The organism is Nostoc commune NIES-4072 (assembly GCF_003113895.1).
GTDB classification, from domain to species: Bacteria; Cyanobacteriota; Cyanobacteriia; order Cyanobacteriales; family Nostocaceae; genus Nostoc; species Nostoc commune.
This window is the reverse complement of sequence record NZ_BDUD01000002.1, coordinates 315,159-333,004: the sequence shown is the minus strand read 5'-3', so window position 1 is coordinate 333,004 and position 17,846 is coordinate 315,159. Positions and strand designations below refer to the sequence as shown.

The following is a 17,846-nucleotide window of genomic DNA, read 5'->3' as shown; positions in this document are numbered from 1 at the left end:
TCCGATCACCGAAGAATAAATATCTGAAGGTTCAAAAGTTTAAATGAGGCAATTGCTTGCCTCATTTATTAATAAGAGAAAGGCTTCGCCATAGCAAAAGTGAAAAAATAATATTGTGAGTGATGCAATGGTACAGCAACTTTTCACTCAAGGTTCTTTATTCGATTTGCAAACAGTAATCGATTATGGGCAGTCAGTTATTAATGTTGCCCAAGAGCTTGCAAAAGTTTTAATAGATAATCGCCCTCTCTCTACGAAAACTGTTTCTTCCCAGATGAATCGCTACTTTCTAGGCACTGCCGCGTCTGGTGCATGGCAGTGGAAAGACGCTTACGAAGCTGTGGAAGTAGCGCAAATATTATATCTGCGTCATCTGGGAATTAAGATTTTATCACAACAACCTCAAGTGGTTGTGCAACAATTAGAAGAATTAACAGCCCTTTGTCCGACGCATACTCGCCGTAGTGAAGAATCAGTACAGCTTCAGCAATTCTCCACCCCTCTGCCGCTATCATTTCTGGTAGCCAAAGCAGGATTTATACAAGCTACTGATTTGATTCTGGAGCCAAGTGCCGGAACTGGTCTATTGGCACAAATGGCTAAATTGCACAGTGCAAGTCTGATGCTCAACGAGCTTGCACCCGATAGAAGTAAGATTCTGCGTCGGTTGTTTCCAGGTACACCGCTATTCTCAGTAAACGCGGAACAGATTAACGACTATCTGGTTGGCAAGACTCAGCCCTCAGTTGTGCTGATGAATCCACCTTTCTCTGCATCTCCCAAAATCAACAGTCGCAACCCCGACGCAACTAAGAGCCACATCAACTCGGCATTGCAAAGACTGGCTGACGGTGGACGGCTGGTAACAATCACAGCCAACTGGTTTTCTCCGGCTAACCCAAGCTGGCGAGAGACTTTTGTTAAGTGGCAGGATTTTGCGCGAGTTCTACTATCTGTTGGGATTAACGGCAAGGTGTACTCAAAGCATGGTACACAAATCGACACTCGGATTACAGTGATCGACAAAGTTCCGGCTGACTCCAACGAAATCCCTTGTATTACTGAAACTTTGGATCTGCCTGAAATACTGGCGTTGATTGAGCAATTGCCACAGAGGTCTTCGTGGGAACGCTCAGATATCAAAGCTGCTGCGAGAGCAAAAGTTGTTCAATTGCCAAAACGTACTACAGTTGCACAACCAGAAACTGTTTCCTTTCTTCCAGACGACATAGTAGTGTTGGAGTATGAGGTTATCGAATGGTCTGCTACAGAAGGACTCAAAGATACTTTATATGAAACCTATCGCCCACAACGAATCAGAATTAAAGATGCTTTACCTCATCCCTCGCTACTCTGTGAGAGTGCAGCCCTAGCGCTTGTCTCGCCACCACCACCCACTTACAAACCGCATCTCCCGCGAAACATTGTCTCACAAGGATTGTTATCTGAAGCACAACTCGAAAGCGTTATTTACGCAGGTCAGGCGCACGGTGAATTTCTTTCTGGGTCTTATATTGTCGATGATTCATGGGATAATGTGACTGTAGCGGCAACTGGCGAAGAAAATGCCATAAAATTTCGTCGTGGCTGGTTCTTAGGCGATGGGACAGGCGCGGGGAAAGGAAGACAATGTGCAGGAATCATCCTCGACAACTGGTGTCAGGAACGAAGAAAAGCAATCTGGGTATCCAAAAGTTCTGCCTTAATTGAAGATGCCCGTAGAGATTGGTGTGCGCTGGGTGGTACTGAGCGCGACATCATCGACCTGAGCAACATTAAGCTTGGCGATCCAATACCCTTCACCCAAGGCATTCTGTTCTGCACGTACTCAACTCTACGTTCTCTTCATAACGGTAAAAGTCGGCTCAAGCAAATTGTTGAATGGGCAGGTAAGGATTTTGAGGGAGCGATCGCCTATGACGAGTGCCACGCGATGGGTAACGCAATGGCTCAAGAGGGCAAACTTGGCATGGTTGCAGCATCCCAGCAAGGCATTGTTGGGCTGAGGTTGCAAAACGCACTGCCCTCAGCACGGGTTATCTACGTTTCTGCTACTGGTGCAACTAAAGTCTCGAATCTCTCATACGCCAATCGTCTGGGACTTTGGCAGACTGGAGATTTCCCATTTACCTCCCGTGAGGATTTTGTGGAATCCATTGAGGGCGGTGGTATCGCCGCGATGGAAGTCGTAGCCAGGGATCTCAAGGCTTTGGGACTATATCTGGCGCGGAGTCTCTCGTTTGAGGGGGTGGAGTATCAGACTCTAGAAATTGAGTTAACGCCCACGCAGGAACGGAGTTATAACAGCTACTCCGATGCTTTTGGTGTTATTCACCATAATTTAGATAAAGCCCTGGAAGCTTGTAATATCTCTGGTGACAAGACTTACAACCGTGCTGCGAAGATGAGCGCAGTGTCTCAGTTCGAGTCGCATAAGCAAAGATTCTTCAATCATCTGTTGACTGGCATGAAATGTCCGCAGTTAATTAAAGCGATTGAGCAGGATCTAGCCCAAGGTCTTGCAATTGTCATTCAAATAGTTTCGACTAATGAAGAACTTTTGAAACGACGACTTGATGAAGTTCCTGCTTCCGAATGGAAGGATCTCAATCTTGACCTAACTCCACGCGAATATGTGATGGACTACTTGATGAGTGCTTTCCCCATTCATCTTCATTCCATCCATTCTGGCGTTGATGGAGAAGAAAGATCCGAGCCAGTCTTTGATGCCGATGGCTCTCCAGTTATTTCTATTGAAGCCGTAGCTTTGAGAGATGCCTTAGTCGATAAGTTAGCAAGTCTTGACCCAATCCCTGGTGCATTAGAACAATTGCTGTGGCACTTCGGTAACAAGCAAGTGGCTGAAGTTACTGGTCGTAGCAAACGGGTGTTAAAAGATGAATCTGGACGTTTATTCGTTGATTCGCGTGGTTCCGGCGCTAACATTGCTGAAACTGCTGCATTCATGGCGGACGAGAAACAAATTCTCATCTTCTCTGATGCTGGTGGTACTGGTCGCAGTTACCATGCTGACCTCAACGCTGTGAATCGGCGGCGGCGATCGCACTACCTGCTTGAAGCCGGCTGGAGAGCAGACAATGCAATCCAGGGGTTGGGGCGATCGCACAGAACCAACCAAGCATCTGCGCCCGTGTTCAGACCAGTCACGACGAACGTTATAGGTGAACGCCGATTCATCAGCACTATTGCCCGAAGGCTGGATAGCTTGGGCGCTCTTACTCGTGGTCAACGCCAAACAGGTGGCAATGGGATCTTTGAGGCTAAGGATAATCTGGAGTCTAACTATGCAGAACACGCCCTGTATGAGTTATTCAGACAAATATACCAAGGTCGATTTTATGAAGTGCCTTTAGGAAAGTTCGAGCAAATGACGGGACTTAGCTTAACCTCTAACGAAGGCGGGATGAAAATCGACTTGCCCCCATTGCGGCAATTCCTCAATCGACTACTGGCTCTACGAATTGATATGCAAAACGTGATTTTCGAGAGGTTTGAATTACTCTTGAGCCAGCAGATTGAAGCAGCGATCGCGGCAGGGGTCTATGAGATGGGTGTAGAGACACTCCGGGCTGAACGTTTTACCATCGAAAGCCAGGAAGCAGTTTATACACACCCTGCCACAGGTAGCGTCACCAACTACCTCAAAATTGAGCGAGTTCAGAAGAACAACATCAAAACGGATATTGAGATGGTTGAGTTTGCTGCCAAGTACCAAGGGCAATTCATGGTGAATGAGAAAGGTCGTGCGGCGATAACAATTCCAACTCACAGTCTATTCGACTCTGAGGGTGGAATTGTCCCAAGAGTTTTGCTGATTCGCCCACAGAAAGAAACTCGCCTACCAATCCAAGACTTGGAATCTTCCACATGGGGGCAAGTTTCTATTGATGCGTTTACTGCTGCATGGTCTACAGAAGTAGACGAATTACCCAAGTTCACAACCGATTACCTGCATTTGGTAACTGGTATTCTCCTACCCATCTGGAAAATCCTACCACAGCAGAATAGTCGAGTATTCCGCTTGCAAACCAGCGATGGACAAAAGATTCTCGGTCGGGTGGTGAATGCTAATGATATTAAGTCGGTGGCTGAACAACTCGGACTGAAGGATAAGCTGTTAAGCCCACAGGAGTTAGTCTCTTTAGTGCTAAACGAAGGCTATTCCCAGCAGTTACCGGGTGGCGTAACCTTGCGACGTTCTTTCATTGCTGGTGAACCTCGCATAGAACTGGTTAATGCTATCTCACTGGCAGAGCGACTCTTAGCTGTGGGTTGCTTCACCGAGATCATCAACTGGCAAAAGCGGGTATTCATTCCGGTTTCAGACAAAGCACCAGCTATTCTCGCGGCTGTGATTGAAATCTTGGGATAAGTCAAAAGCTGATGTATTTATTAGATACATCAGCTTATTTTTCGCTCAAACAAGAGTGTGAAGAAAGGGAAATGGGAAAGGGAATAAGTAACTTAAAAGCTCTTGTTTCAAATATGAGCCGGAGGCGGAGCGGCTCCGGCTCCGCACTGCTAAGTTATCACACTACGTGCCTTAAAAATCTTCTTTTTTTTTTCTACCTATTTAAAAATAGGGGCTTCATACCATGAATGTAAAATAAAATGGTAATCAGCATCACCATGTCAGAAAAGAAAAATTGTACACTTAGAGAATTTACAATAATCCAACTTTTTTCAGGCGCGATAGCAATCCAGTCCGGGTGCTATAATTTTTTTGCATCTGCTTAATAGAAACTTTGAACTCCTCTAGCTTTCCTTGATATTCAGCCAATTCCCGTAAGTCAACTAGATGTGCAACTGCTTGGTCATAAGTTTTGGATTGCTTGAATTCAAGTAACTTATATATATCTGACCATACTTTATCTTGATTTTTAGCTAGAACTTCTAACTTTCGGATTTTTTCCTGTTGTGCTGCTAATTTTTCTCGTTGCTGACGCTGTTGCATTTGCTCATTAGCATTTTCTAGTAGCTGGGAGAATGAGCGTCTGTGAGTATCATAATTACTATCACTTTTGGGAATTTTAAATAGTTCTCGCAGTCGGTTTACAAGTTGTATTCCAACATTAATTTCACCTGTTGCCACTTTCAAAAGAAAATAGTCTTTTTCCTCTGATGACAAAGCTGTAATCCACTCTTTTATGGGTTCAGTATTTTCTTTTTTATCAATACTTACTTGAGATGCCGATGCAATTAAATCCTGGTCAATATCAAATAACTCCGTAAAAGTCTCAATTGCAGCAGGTAGTTTTTTCAAGTTGGCTGGGACAGGTGGTTCAACTAAATCTTCTTCATCTTCCCCTTCTTCAATTGCTATTGAAGCTGCTTTTAACCAAGCCAGGTATAAAACTCGATAATCTCCTTGCAAAATATCATCACGCAACTGCACTAATTGTGCTAGCCATCCCTCCCCTTCTATCCAATCTCCATATTCTTCGTCCTGGATACTAATATCCACAATTACATAGTTTTTGCTCCTTGATACAGTAATTTTATCAGCTACACAATAAGGCTCAAAAACTGATGAAGCAACCACAGTTTTAGGGAAACGAAACATTAATTGTCGCGTCCCCCAATTCGCCATGTATAACATGATGTCGAAACACTTTTCTAAAACTTCCTTGGGTTCACCTCGAAAGTCTCCATAGCTGTAGGTAAAAATTGCGTTTGTTGCACTCAGTTGTACTCGACTAGATAGACTACTTATATATGCTTGTTCTGATGCAGTTAATGGTCGGTCTAATGCCTGGAATTCGTAATACTGGTACTCGCTCATAGTTTTCTTTATCTTTAATAAAGTATTTATTTTTTAAATATTTGGTATTTGCCAATTAATTTCTGGTTGTCCATAAGAAATTAATGCAGAATTAATAGCTGAAAAGGGCTTGCTACCAAAAAAACCATTGTGAGCAGAAAGTGGTGAAGGATGTGCTGATTGAATATTGTATTTACAACTTCGTAAAGACGCAGGATGCGACGAAAGAAATAGCATACCTCTGCCGTATTGCCAATGATCGGATCAGTTCCATCTTGTAGTGCTTGTGCTAAAGTCTTCAAAACTCGTTCCATATCAATAATCATTTGGTGAAAAGCAAGTTCACACATTTGATGCACAGCAATAAATAAATCTTCATCAACAGATGCCGTCAAAGGCTTTTTACAACTAATTAGTTCCTTGATATTATGGTAATTCCAGTAGTGATTCTCACTAATATCCAAGCTAGGATTAATAAGCGGTAAAGGTTGAAACGTATACAATTCAGACATATTGAGCGATATTGTTACTTTTTTTTATTAGCCAAACAATTTTATATTTCTATCTCAAAAATCATGAAAGCTGTCGAAATTTGATTAATCTAAATACAATGCTGAACTCTGAAATGCCTCTTCTGGTGTCCCATAAAAAGTACCATTGTTAAATACGCTAGGTTCGTACTTTTCATTACTATAGGTGTAAAAAGCCTTTGTCCATTTCTCTTCATTCCCTTTGTACCGCAATCGACACAGATGAATTGGTGTATTCTTCGCTCTCTCTATATATTCTGAGCGTGTTATTTTAAACATTGATAGGTCATCATTGTCTGGTAAAAATGGTTCTTTATAAGCATCTATGTAACAGAAATATCCCTTAAAACGGACATCAATACGTATGTATTTCCCTGCGTAATGCTTCTCTGCATAAGCTAATATTCGTTGCTTTGTTCTCTGTTTGACTTGCTCCGGGATTTTTACCCCTCCTGAATGTGGATCGTTTACCCATCCTCTCATGATTAGCTCCTTCGGAATACTGAGGCTGATATTACACTGCAACGGCAGAGATTACAAATCTCAACTTTTTGCAATTCTTATCATTACCTCTACTTTTCCTGGCAGATTCCACAGACTTTCCACAGCTATTTCTGCTGTTTTCCACTGTTGTTTTACAAGATAATCAGCTTCTGTTCACCCAATGGGTATTTTGTCATGTCTGTAGCAATCAGTCTGCTTTACTGAGTTATTATTACGTAACGTAAACCAAACCTACTTCTAACATTAGCTTTCACGTAATTATTTATTTTTTCTATATTTCTCTTTAATATTTTGCAACATTGACAAACTAAGCCAATCAGCACAAAATAAATCCACTAGCCTTTGCCGCCTGTTCCATTTTGAGCATCAACTGTATAAAACTATTCAGTTGTTAGTGCCAGTGGTTCGGCTAGCATTGAATGGGTGAAACTGTACTTGCACTGTATCACCTCTAGCTTGTTGTCCCTATTGATTTGCTTTTTCTGAAGCTTTTATTATATGAACTCAACCCAAAATATCTTTACTACTCTTCCCGAAACGCTACATCAATCTCTTAATACCTACTTAGAAAAACATCCTGATTGGGATGAACATCGTCTTATTACCGCAGCTATCTCCCTGTTTCTGCTGCAAAATGCTGATGGGGATCGCGGTGTTTCCCAAGTTTATCTCGAAACTCTGTTTCGTCGTGGCTAATGTTATTCCCTAGAAGTCATACTAAATAACAAGGTCAATCAAACTATACACTCAGAAAGATTTTTTCAGTCAGGACTAATGGCAACGAAAAACGAGGTAAAAACGGAAACATCTACTATTGTAGTATCACAACTTTTAGATGCAGCAGAACCCCAACTCGTAGACAATGCTGAAAATGTGGCTCAACCAATGGAAAATTCCCTGGGTAGTATGACATCTTAAACTCACTCAAAACCAAGAGGATCGAGTGATAGTAACCTATAGCCTTATTCTTGAATATCAAATGAAAATATTTATACACTAACATTAACTAAATCAACATCAGCAAGCCATATTGTTCTGCTTTGGGCAGACACTTCTTCTAAAGTTGGAGAGCGCCACTCTACCCCATAAAGCCAATTCTCTTTGAGACTAAAAATTCCTTGAATAATTCGGCGTGTTGGCCGTTCACCAAAATCAACCTCAACTATGTCCCCCAATCTAAAAGCTGGAGTAGAAACAGTGGACTTTTTTAGTACATTTGTTGTATGAAATTCTTGTTCAGCTAAGTAGAGAGTTTCATTCTGGCAAACAATTGCATAAATCCATTCTTGTCCTGACCACTCAACACCACAGCAATAACCTGACAAGTCTGAGATTGGCAACAAAACTTTTTCTAACATTTTCACTGCTAATGGAGGCATGGTCTTACCCCACCCAGGAGAAATATGCCAACAGGATTCTAAGGCGGTAATTTGGTTAATCATCTGGGAATATAATCCTATTCTTTATATATTCACTCCCTTACATCAGTCTGATCCGGAATATAATTTAAAGGCTTCACTCGCTATAGCCATTTTCTATTTTTAATAGTCAAAACATATCATCAATGCAGTCCTGCCTGAAGTAACCTCTGCTTTAACCTTGTGTAGCGCTGTTGGTCGTCGGTAGAGCGCACTGCCAGAGATATCGCTTTTTTTGCGCCAACTACGATCGCTAATTTCTTGGCACGAGTTATACCAGTGTAAAACAGGTTCCGGGTCAACATCATATAGTGCTGCATATAGATTGGCAGAACTATCACCGGATATTCTGAGCCTTGGCTTTTATGAATCGAAATGCTCCAGGCAAGGGCAATTTCATTCAGGTCAGCGTAATCGTAAACCACAGTCCGCTCACCATATTGCACTGTAACTTCCTGCTCGACAGTATCAATAGCGAGGATAATTCCTAAGTCGCCGTTGAAGACTTCTCGGTTGTAGTCGTTGGTCAACTGGATGATGCGATCGCCCTCGCGCAACAAATTCCCACCTCTGTTAATCTCCACCTTGCTCGGGCTGGGTGGGTTGATCAACTGCTGCAATACTGTGTTCAGGTTACGAGTCCCGATTACTCCCCGTGTCATCGGGCAAAGCACTTGCACATCAGTGGCAGGATTAAAACCTAAGCGGGGAATCAAATCGGTAATCAACTCGCAGATTGCCTGTACACCATGTTCGGGCTGATGTCCGCCGCCGTGCCAAATACAATCGGACACAGGATTGTCAGAAATCGGTTCAATCGTGGGATAAATTCCTCGATTAATCTGATGAGCAGCAGTGATAATTGCACTTGTTTGAGCTTGGCGGAATACCTGAGTTAACCGCACTACTGGCACGCAACCAGAATTAATCAAATCAGCAAGTATTTGACCTGGGCCCACAGATGGTAGCTGGTCAATGTCACCCACCAACAATAGTAGAGCGCCAGCCAATACTGCTTTAACCAAGGAGTAAGCCAGAAACAAATCAAGCATCGAAGCTTCGTCAGCGATAATTGCCGTGTGGGGCAAAGGATTTTCGCTATCGCGCTTGAAACCCCTTGAGCGGGGGTCAAATTCTAACAAGCGATGAATAGTTTTAGCGTCCAGCCCAGTCATTTCACCTAAACGTTGAGCAGCCCGTCCAGTGGGTGCAGCCAACGCAATAGATTTACCCATTGCTTTCCACAGGCTGACAATGGTGTGAGTTGTGAAGGTCTTTCCAACGCCAGGGCCACCAGTCAAAATCATGATTTTGGAGTAGGCTGCTGTTTCTACAGCTTGGCGTTGCTGTTCTGAAAGCTGAATTTTCCGGCTAGCAGTAAAGCGCTCAATCCAATCACGCACACGCTCAATGTCAGTGCCAACAGGTTTTTCCAAGCGTTGGCGTATCAGTTGAGCTAAATTCTGTTCCGTATGAAAGTAAGTCGGCTTGTAGCAAAGTAGTGTTTTCTCTTCATCCCGCTCTCTAATCAAGTCCTCTGCGAGAGCCATATCTTTAATAATGATCGCAACCGCTTCTTCTGTGGGCTGATGAGATTCGGTAGCCAGCAGTTTGATTACCGATTCAATCAGTTCACTTTGTGGCAGGTAACAGTGACCATCTTCGGCGGCTTCACTTAAACAGTGGATAATCCCCGCACGGTAACGAAATTCTGAGTCAGGGGCAATTCCGATATTTCTCGCAATCTTGTCAGCAGTCAGAAAGCCAATACCGTAGATATCGGCTGCTAGCTGGTAGGGGTTTTTGGTAACAGTAGCGATCGCTTCATCCTTATATTGCTTGTAAATCTTCACAGCATAAGTGGTAGAAACACCATGCCCCTGGAGAAACACCATAACTTCTTTGATCGCTTTTTGAGTTGACCAAGCGTTTTTGATGAGAGTGATCCGCTTTTTGGCAATACCCTGGACTTCAATCAGTCGTTCAATCTGGTTTTCGATAATGTCGAGCGTTTCAAGTCCAAAGTGAGCTACGATGCGTTTGGCTGTTACTGACCCAACACCTTTTATGAGTCCACTGCCTAAATATTTCTCAATTCCGGTAAGAGTGGCTGGTTTGGTTTCTTGATAATTGATGACTTGGAACTGTGGCCCAAATTGTGGATGGTCACGCCAGAAACCAGTTAGTTGTAAAGTCTGCCCTGGCTGGATGTTAGCAAAGCTGCCGACAATTGTTGTCAGTTCGGTGCTACGGGGACGGGTCAGCCTTGCCACAGTGTAACCCGATTCAGCAGAGTAAAAAGTTAAACGTTCTACGACTCCGGTGATTGTTTCGTGTTGAGGAAAGGCGCTTACTTGTTGAGGGGAAAGATTCGGTGGAGTGGACATTGCTTATCATCAGATGCCGCACATCATTATAATACTAGAAATCAGTTAATTATAGTACATAAATACTAAGTTGCCTGCCTGAAATTAGTGTAATGAAGAAGCACCAAATACATCAGATACTATCTTCAGAAACAAAGAGAAATTGACACCGCACGTTCCCTCTACCTTGATTTTGATGAAATACATCTAACTTTGTGGTAGAACTACGGTGGCTAGTTGGACAGCAGCGCGGAGTAGCCCAGCTTAATTTATTTAAAACGAAGTGATGATAAGCTTTTGAGTTGATTCAACTATATAAGCTTATGAAAGTCCAAATTTAGATAGCCAAATATTATCTGTGCTTACTCCGTTGTCGTTATAATCTAGTTTTCAAGAAAAAGTTAGCCGAAATTATAAGTGAGCCAATTTAGTGAGCCTTATTATTTGTTTATTTAATCAAGCTGGTGGAGTTGGGAAATCCACTCTAGCGATTAATCTTGGTTATCACTTAGCACAATTAAAGCCTGCTAAAACCAAGCATCACTACCGAGTTCTTTTAATTGATATAGATCCTCAAGCTTCACTTACTAACTTTATGGGAATTGCGCCTGAATCCCAAGAAAAAACCATTTATAATGCAGTGATTGATCAGGAAGCACTACCAATTCTTAAAGAAATTCATGGGATGGATTTTGTTCCGTCATCTCAGGATCTGACTTCAGCTGAATTAGAGTTAGTAGTAGCAGATATGCGTGATTTACGTCTTAAATATGCTTTGGAACCTGTAAGCGAACAGTATGATTTTATTTTGATTGACTGCCCCCCTAGTTTAGGCATTCTTACTTATATCAGTTTAGTGGCATCAACTCACGTTTTAGTGCCGATCCAGACGCAATACAAGGCATTCTTGGGGACAGAATTACTCTTAAATACAGTAACACGCGTTAAGTCTCTTCCAAATCGAAAGTTAAAAATTGCTGGGTTTATCCCAACGATGTTTGATTCACGTAATAGCCAAGATGAACGAACACTATTAGCTATTCAAGAACAACTGTCACAGGTTGGGATAGTCTATGACCCAATTCCTCGATCTACTGCTTTTGCTGATGCTGCTGAAGAAAATGTTCCTCTGGCAATCTTTAATCCTAAGCATCCAGCTTTATCAATCCTAAAAAAAATTGTTAAAGGGCTGGAGAAATTATTATGAGTATAAAGCGTGATAAGCCTTATGGTCGCCGTCTTAAGGGATTAGAAGCTTTGATTGGCGAGTCTGTAGACACTCTTCCCTGTGGACAGTTTGTCACTATCGAAAAAATTCAACTCTCTGTTCAGCAGCCTCGCCGTTATTTTGATCCAAAAAAGCTAGAGCAGTTAGTACAGTCGGTTAAAGAACATGGCATCTTAGAACCATTGTTAGTCCGTTACTTATCTGATGATAAATATGAGTTGGTAGCCGGAGAGAGGCGTTACAGAGCAGCTAGTTTAGCAGGATTAACTGAAGTACCTGTAATTGCACGTTCGTTAAATGATCAGGAAGCCCTGCAACTGTCATTGGTAGAAAATTTACAGCGAGACGATCTCAATCCTATTGAAGAAACAGAAGGTATTTTAGAACTTATAGCACTTCAACTAGATAAGAAAGTGCCAGAAGTTATATCTTTACTTTATAAAATGCAAAATATTTTGGCGGGAAAAGTTACTGATAACGTTATCAGTAATTCTCATGCAGAGGATGTAAAAATGATTTTTACAGGCTTGGGGCTTATGGAATGGGAGTCGTTCACTGCTAACAGACTTCCTCTCTTGCGGTTGCCTGATGAAATTTTAGAAGTTCTACGCCAAGGAAAAATTGAATACACAAAAGCTAAAGTAATCGCTAAGTTGAAAGAAAAGACAGAACGTATTGCTTTATTGGAAGAGGCGATATTACAAAATTTATCATTAAATGAAATTCGAGAACGGTTGAAAACCCGTAAGTCGTCAACAGAAGAGAAGGAATTAGAGAAGCAAATAGATTCTACCTATAAGAAAATGAAAAAATCAAAGCTATGGGATAATCCCAAAAAGCGCAAGAAGCTTGAATTATTGTTTGCTCAAATAGAGATTTTAATTAACGAGGATGATTAAAACTGGACTAGAAGTTACTGCATCTTATTCTGTCTAAGACTCAGATGTCCCAAATGTGAGCAAACGGCGATTAGACTGAATACGCCAGAAGTACTTTCAACAAAAGTGATTCCTTCTCCTTTGCCATAAACAGTTTTAACTAGCCAAATAATCTTTAATTTTGTCTTGCTCACGTCGTAAAGCTTTGATACCTTGTCCATGAGCAGAGCGTACCTTGGAATGGCTGAGATTAAGTTTTTGTGCAACCTGTTTTGCTGTCAACTTGTCCTCGCCCGACAACCCAAACTGTAACATTAAGACTTGGCGTTGATTTGGTTTCAAGGTAGCTAATAAATCCTGTAAATCTGATCGGAGACATTCTAGAGCAACATACTCTTGTGCGGAGATTCTTTCGTCGGGTAATATCTCTTGCAGTTGGTTTTCTTGCTCCTCTCCAATTCCTAGCTCTAAAGAAACTAGCGGACGAAATGCGTTTAGGCATTCGGCAACTTGTTTAGGTGATGCATCAACAGCTTCAGCGATTTCTATAATAGTGGGTGTTCTTCCCAAGGTTTGAAAAAGTTCAACGTGTGCCTTTTTGATTTGCATCAATCTTTTAGTCAGGTCATGGGGTAGGCGAATAGTATGGGATTGTTCTGGGGAGCAACGCGAAAAAGTGAGATCGGGGTTTAGTTCTCAATTACACCCCTATATTCTCAACAAAATCTGGTTTTTTAGTTGCGATCGCATCCTGAAACAAGCTATATACGTCCCAGATTTTAGCACCTCACAAAATCGCGTTGCTCCCGGCTGGATTACCTGCACAACTTTTAGCAAACACTCCGATTAATACTGAGTCAAACCAACTCACCTCTTGGACTGCAACTCCATTTGCTGAGGAGAAAGAAGAAGATTCTTCAGGGGAAACATTCAGCCTTGATTTTGATTTGTAATCGTCAAAAGAAGTTGGCAACGCTAAAGAAGGGGAATTAGCTGTGAAGAAGGCAGAAGTCAGAAGGCAGTCCCGATGAACTTCGTACATCACCAAGTATGAAAGTGCCGAAGAATATTTATCTATTTAGATACTCATCTAATAAGCACTTTCAAGTCAGTCCCGATGAAACAAGTTTCACAGTCAAGCATGAAAATGTGGTGTGGAACTGAGCTATATAGATACTCATCTAAATAGCATTTTCAAGTCAGAGGGCAGAAGGTAGCAATATGGTCTGGGCTTCAAACCCACACCAATTGCAGTCCACTAAATCGTTCGCGGAGCGTCTCTGAAAGGAATGTTACTAAGAAAACGTGAAACCTCGCGCTTGGCAGGGTGTTGGGGGTAGGGTTGCAGCTTCGTGTGTTTAAGACAATTAACCTGGGAGCAATGCGGTTTTGTCAGATCCAGTAAACAAGGTGCGATCGCAAAAATCAAATCTAAGTAAGAAGTAATTTTATTTACTAAATATACGCTGATATCCAGGTGAATTCATCTTGATGAGATATCTCAAAAAGATTACTAGCAAGGTATTTGACGATTGTTAACAAAAATATCTACAATTATTCTTTTATACTTAGTGTTAATTCAACCAAATAATAAGTTGAGAGTAGAAGTAAAGTATAAAATTTATCAAGCAGTTTCTGGTTTGATAAAGGAATTAAAAATGGAAGCACAAAAATTATCCCAACTTTTAGCTATCCATTGACAACGCAGATGTAACATAATTTCTGCATTTTCTTTCAACCAGAATTTACTGTTTCCTTTGATTCTTAAATTTACAACTTGGCGGATTAAACTCTCAATTGCACCACTGCCAATAGGTAGTTTTTTATTTATTGCTTTATCGTAATTTAAACGCCCTTTACGATAAGCATCTAAAATATAATTTCGTTTAGTTACCATAATCTTACACCGCTCTCCAGTAGCTACAGCAATCAACTCATCCATCTGGCTAATTAAGGATTTAGCTTTACCTTTTTTTAAACTTTTTCTAACTTTTATAAACCAGTCTTTAGACTGTACTTCTTCATTAAAAGCCGCGTCTGCAAATACTTTTATATTTTCCGTAACATGATAGAAATCGAATAGCTGATAAGTTTCGGCTGGGCATCCTAATCTTGTCAAAAGTGGTGGGATATGTATCCAGATCCACTCCGCTCCATCCCCGATTAATAAGACTTGTTTTGCTTGACTAATTCCCAAGTCAACTAAATACGCTTCTAAAATCTCCAAAAGCGCTTTATATCCTTCATAAGTGCCATCATTCGTAATAGGAATTTCAGAACTATTTATTTTTTTACCTTGCTCATCAACAACATAAATTGTAAATAACTTTGGCTCAACCCATTTGCCGATAAACCCGTGTCGCTTGGTTTTGGAGCTTTTTCTTCCCTTTTTATTAATTCTGATTCTACTCCGACCACCATCTACAGCGATGACAACTCTTTGACCTTTAAGAATATTACCTTCAGCTAAATTCCCTAATTGGCGATTTAAGATTTTAGATTGACGTAAGTTGATCCCAATCTGACCAAATTTATATGTTAAACGTTCAATTCGTTTTAAACTAAGGTTAATTCCCCAACCCGTCAAAGTTGTACAGGCTGCTTCAAATGAGCTAGTAATTGCACCGTATTGGGCAACTGTTGACCATACTAATGGGGTTAAGCCGTCTGACATTCCCAACCACTTTAATAATGGGCAGAATCCCTGAGTAGGGATTTTATTTTTGGTCGTAGGTGTTGACTTTCTTTTTACCATATATGGCAATTTTAAAGTAACTAAAACATTCCCAACTGTTAATATTTGCCGTTTTCGATAACCGTGTTTTTGCATATTGCTATCCCACCAGCCTTTTGTTTTATTCATAGCTGTTTGATTGGCTGACTGAGATTGAGAGAGGTTATACAACAAAATAGCAATACATTGACCAGCTAAAATAAGTGCAATTTCTCTAATTTGTCTTTCTCTTTCTTCAAGAATTTTCCCATTCCACTCTGTGATATTCGTCAATTCTAAACATTTTGTCGCCTCGGAAGAAAAGTTTGATAATGATTTGCTCAAATCTAGAGTTGCACATATACTTTTTTCCATTAAGGTAGATAATCCCTGTCTCAAAATTATTGCTCAAAGGGAATCCTAGCCTTTTTTAGGTCAAAAAACAGAGTCTTGCAACTTGTGACTCAAACTCATCTGTCCTTTTCAAGTGTTAATGCGGTTTAATAAGTATAATTTTATTTGTGTTACGGAGAAAATAATTTAGCGATCGCACCTTGTTTACTGGATCTGACAAAACCGCATTGCTCCCATTAACCTTTAGTTGCGTCAAGGAGTTCAACATTTTCTTGATTCCCCAATACCTGCAACCCTACACCCCACACCCTCTCATCCAGTTATATCAGGGGTTTGTGCTTAACAAGCGTGCCATTCGATTTTAATTCTTGACCCTGCAACATTAAGGATTTGCGCTTTTCAAGCCTGCCATTCAACCCCAGTAGCTTGTTGTAATTAGGCTATTGTCGGAGTGCGTCACTCAACAGCCCCAAAAAGTAAGTAAATATCGCAGCAAGTGTGTACTTTCATGCAATTGTATATGCTTTTTTCAAGAAATCGGTTTGACTTCTGGTTGAATCAGATTAAGAACAGTGTAAGGATCGCGACCAGAAAATAGCAGCTTAATCACAATTGCTGCCGCAGACTCTAACAATCGAGCATACTTCAACTCCCCCAAATCGACTGGCTCACTCCCAACATCTTCAATCAGCGAAGCCACTTGACGTTTCGCATCAGTATCGTCGCCGCAATAGAGCGTTACTAACCGCCGACCATCGAAATTAGGCTGCTCCATCTGCCAAACTTTTGCCTGACACATATTGAACGCCTTCACTACCTTAGCCTTGGGAGAATAAGCAGCGATCGCTTCTGATAGTGATACTCCATCATAAGTTTGCGTTAAGTAATTACCGTTAGAGAGGTCAACAGGATTATTTATGTCTAATAAAATCTTGTTTGCAAAAGCTTCACTTCCTCCAGCTGCTTCCATAGCTTCAAATACTGCTTGGTGAGGAGTCGCTAAAACAATGACTTCACCAAACTCTGCTGCCTCTTGAGGGGAACCAGCTTTTGTCCCCTGAGCAAGTTTATCTGCCAAACTCTGTGCTTTGCTAGAATCTCGACCTGCAACAAATAGCTCGTGTTTTCCCACCCAACGTGAGCTTAAAGACTGTGCCATGCTGCCATAACCGATAAAGCTGACCTTCATTGCTATTTCTCCTTAATACAGTTCAATGGAAATAAAAGCACTATTTTTCATCTAGATTTACCACTGTAATTTTATGGGACCGCCAAACTGACGCATCTCTGCAAAAAACTGTCCTTGCGCTCCTCCATCTGGAAGTGTTGCTAAATAAACAGCAGTTTCGGCTCCTTGGTCTGCTGTAAACGGCGCATTCTCTCCTCCCATATCAGTTTTCATCCAACCTGGAGAATAAGCATTAACGAGAATATTAGCGCCAAGGAGTTCTTTTGCTAGAAGAACAGTTAGCCCGTTCACCCCTAGTTTGGATAGTCGATAGGAAGGTGCTATTGGGTAGTAGTCACTAGTAATTGCAGCCAAAGATGCCATTTCAGTTGAGACATTGACGATGCGACCGTAGTTGTGAACCTTCATCAACGGAATTAATGCTTGAGAAGTTCTCAGGAGCGCTAGAACATTGGTGTCAAATGTAGAGCGCATCGTTTCTAGTTGAACTGTCAATAAACTAGATTCCTCTGGCTTGGTTGTAGGATTGATGCCGGCATTGTTCACCAAAATATCTACCCTGCCGTAGGCTTCTCTTAGCCATTGAACAAACTCTGCCACATTCAAATCACTCGTAACGTCCAGTGTGTGATAGTTCACATCAAGCCCTTCATTAGATAATTGTTCTTTAACAGCAAGACCATCTCTTTGGTTACGGCTTGTTAGAACAACATGGATGCCAATTTGGGACAATTTACGAGCTATGGCATATCCTAACCCACGATTGCTACCTGTTACTACAGCAATCTTTTTCTGGTAAGTCATTTTAATAACTTTTCACAACTTTCAGTTTTACTTTACTCAAATGTTTTAAATTAATCAAATTGATTGAAATAATATATTTA

At 41.3% G+C, this 17,846-nt stretch carries 14 protein-coding genes and 1 pseudogene; 6 read left to right on the top strand and 9 right to left on the bottom strand.

Annotated elements, in window-relative coordinates:
* Positions 1-127: 127 nt before the first annotated feature.
* Positions 128-4,393 (top strand): strawberry notch family protein, encoded by a 4,266-nt coding sequence (locus CDC33_RS33860; RefSeq protein ID WP_109013007.1) that lies wholly within the window; start codon positions 128-130, stop codon positions 4,391-4,393.
* 291 nt (positions 4,394-4,684) lie between these two features.
* Here CDC33_RS33860 and CDC33_RS33855 read toward each other — a convergent pair whose 3' ends face one another.
* The 3 genes and pseudogenes from CDC33_RS33855 to CDC33_RS33840 all read right to left on the bottom strand — a co-directional run bounded on the left by CDC33_RS33855 (position 4,685) and on the right by CDC33_RS33840 (position 6,795).
* Positions 4,685-5,803 (bottom strand): hypothetical protein, encoded by a 1,119-nt coding sequence (locus CDC33_RS33855; protein ID WP_109013006.1) that lies wholly within the window; start codon positions 5,801-5,803, stop codon positions 4,685-4,687.
* Between the two features lie 33 nt (positions 5,804-5,836).
* Positions 5,837-5,968: pseudogene (locus CDC33_RS40855) on the bottom strand (uracil-DNA glycosylase); the annotation flags it as partial.
* A 410-nt stretch (positions 5,969-6,378) separates the two neighbouring features.
* Complete coding sequence (locus CDC33_RS33840) at positions 6,379-6,795, bottom strand: hypothetical protein (protein WP_094333549.1); 417 nt, start codon at positions 6,793-6,795, stop codon at positions 6,379-6,381.
* Between the two features lie 519 nt (positions 6,796-7,314).
* Between CDC33_RS33840 and CDC33_RS33835 the strand changes: the two genes are divergently transcribed.
* Positions 7,315-7,512: a DUF2811 domain-containing protein gene (locus CDC33_RS33835; protein WP_069074505.1), complete on the top strand. Its 198-nt coding sequence runs from the start codon at positions 7,315-7,317 to the stop codon at positions 7,510-7,512.
* 78 nt (positions 7,513-7,590) lie between these two features.
* The gene (locus tag CDC33_RS39480) at positions 7,591-7,734 is read left to right on the top strand and encodes a hypothetical protein (protein ID WP_181374303.1); all 144 of its coding nucleotides are present in this window, start codon (positions 7,591-7,593) and stop codon (positions 7,732-7,734) included.
* 71 nt (positions 7,735-7,805) lie between these two features.
* On the opposite strand, the gene CDC33_RS33830 is transcribed toward CDC33_RS39480, so the two are convergent.
* On the bottom strand, positions 7,806-8,258 hold the full coding sequence (locus CDC33_RS33830; protein ID WP_109013005.1) for a DUF1392 domain-containing protein: 453 nt from the start codon (positions 8,256-8,258) through the stop codon (positions 7,806-7,808).
* 119 nt (positions 8,259-8,377) lie between these two features.
* Positions 8,378-10,621, bottom strand: a complete 2,244-nt coding sequence (gene recD2, locus CDC33_RS33825; RefSeq protein WP_109013004.1) for an SF1B family DNA helicase RecD2 — start codon at positions 10,619-10,621, stop codon at positions 8,378-8,380.
* Between the two features lie 409 nt (positions 10,622-11,030).
* Between recD2 and CDC33_RS33820 the strand changes: the two genes are divergently transcribed.
* Together CDC33_RS33820 and CDC33_RS33815 are read left to right on the top strand one after the other, a co-directional pair.
* Entirely contained in the window at positions 11,031-11,807 is a 777-nt protein-coding gene (locus CDC33_RS33820) for a ParA family protein (protein WP_109013003.1), read from the top strand.
* The gene (locus CDC33_RS33815) at positions 11,804-12,727 is read left to right on the top strand and encodes a ParB/RepB/Spo0J family partition protein (protein WP_109013002.1); all 924 of its coding nucleotides are present in this window, start codon (positions 11,804-11,806) and stop codon (positions 12,725-12,727) included. Before CDC33_RS33820 ends, CDC33_RS33815 begins: the two co-directional genes overlap by 4 nt.
* Positions 12,728-12,862: 135 nt before the next feature.
* Here the strand turns inward: CDC33_RS33815 and CDC33_RS33810 are convergent, their stop codons facing one another.
* Positions 12,863-13,315, bottom strand: coding sequence for a sigma-70 domain-containing protein (locus CDC33_RS33810; RefSeq protein ID WP_109013001.1), 453 nt, complete (start codon positions 13,313-13,315; stop codon positions 12,863-12,865).
* Between the two features lie 67 nt (positions 13,316-13,382).
* On the opposite strand from CDC33_RS33810, the gene CDC33_RS39475 reads away from it, so the two are divergent.
* Positions 13,383-13,556, top strand: coding sequence for a hypothetical protein (locus CDC33_RS39475; protein ID WP_181374302.1), 174 nt, complete (start codon positions 13,383-13,385; stop codon positions 13,554-13,556).
* Between the two features lie 774 nt (positions 13,557-14,330).
* Here the strand turns inward: CDC33_RS39475 and CDC33_RS33805 are convergent.
* The 3 genes from CDC33_RS33805 to CDC33_RS33795 all read right to left on the bottom strand — a co-directional run bounded on the left by CDC33_RS33805 (position 14,331) and on the right by CDC33_RS33795 (position 17,766).
* Positions 14,331-15,794: an ISLre2 family transposase gene (locus tag CDC33_RS33805; protein WP_109013000.1), complete on the bottom strand. Its 1,464-nt coding sequence runs from the start codon at positions 15,792-15,794 to the stop codon at positions 14,331-14,333.
* Positions 15,795-16,302: 508 nt separating this feature from the next.
* Positions 16,303-16,962, bottom strand: a complete 660-nt coding sequence (locus CDC33_RS33800; protein WP_109012999.1) for an NADPH-dependent F420 reductase — start codon at positions 16,960-16,962, stop codon at positions 16,303-16,305.
* A gap of 57 nt (positions 16,963-17,019) precedes the next feature.
* Positions 17,020-17,766 carry an SDR family oxidoreductase gene (locus CDC33_RS33795; protein ID WP_109012998.1) on the bottom strand — a complete coding sequence of 249 codons (747 nt, stop codon included), beginning with the start codon at positions 17,764-17,766 and terminating at the stop codon, positions 17,020-17,022.
* Positions 17,767-17,846 lie beyond the last annotated feature (80 nt).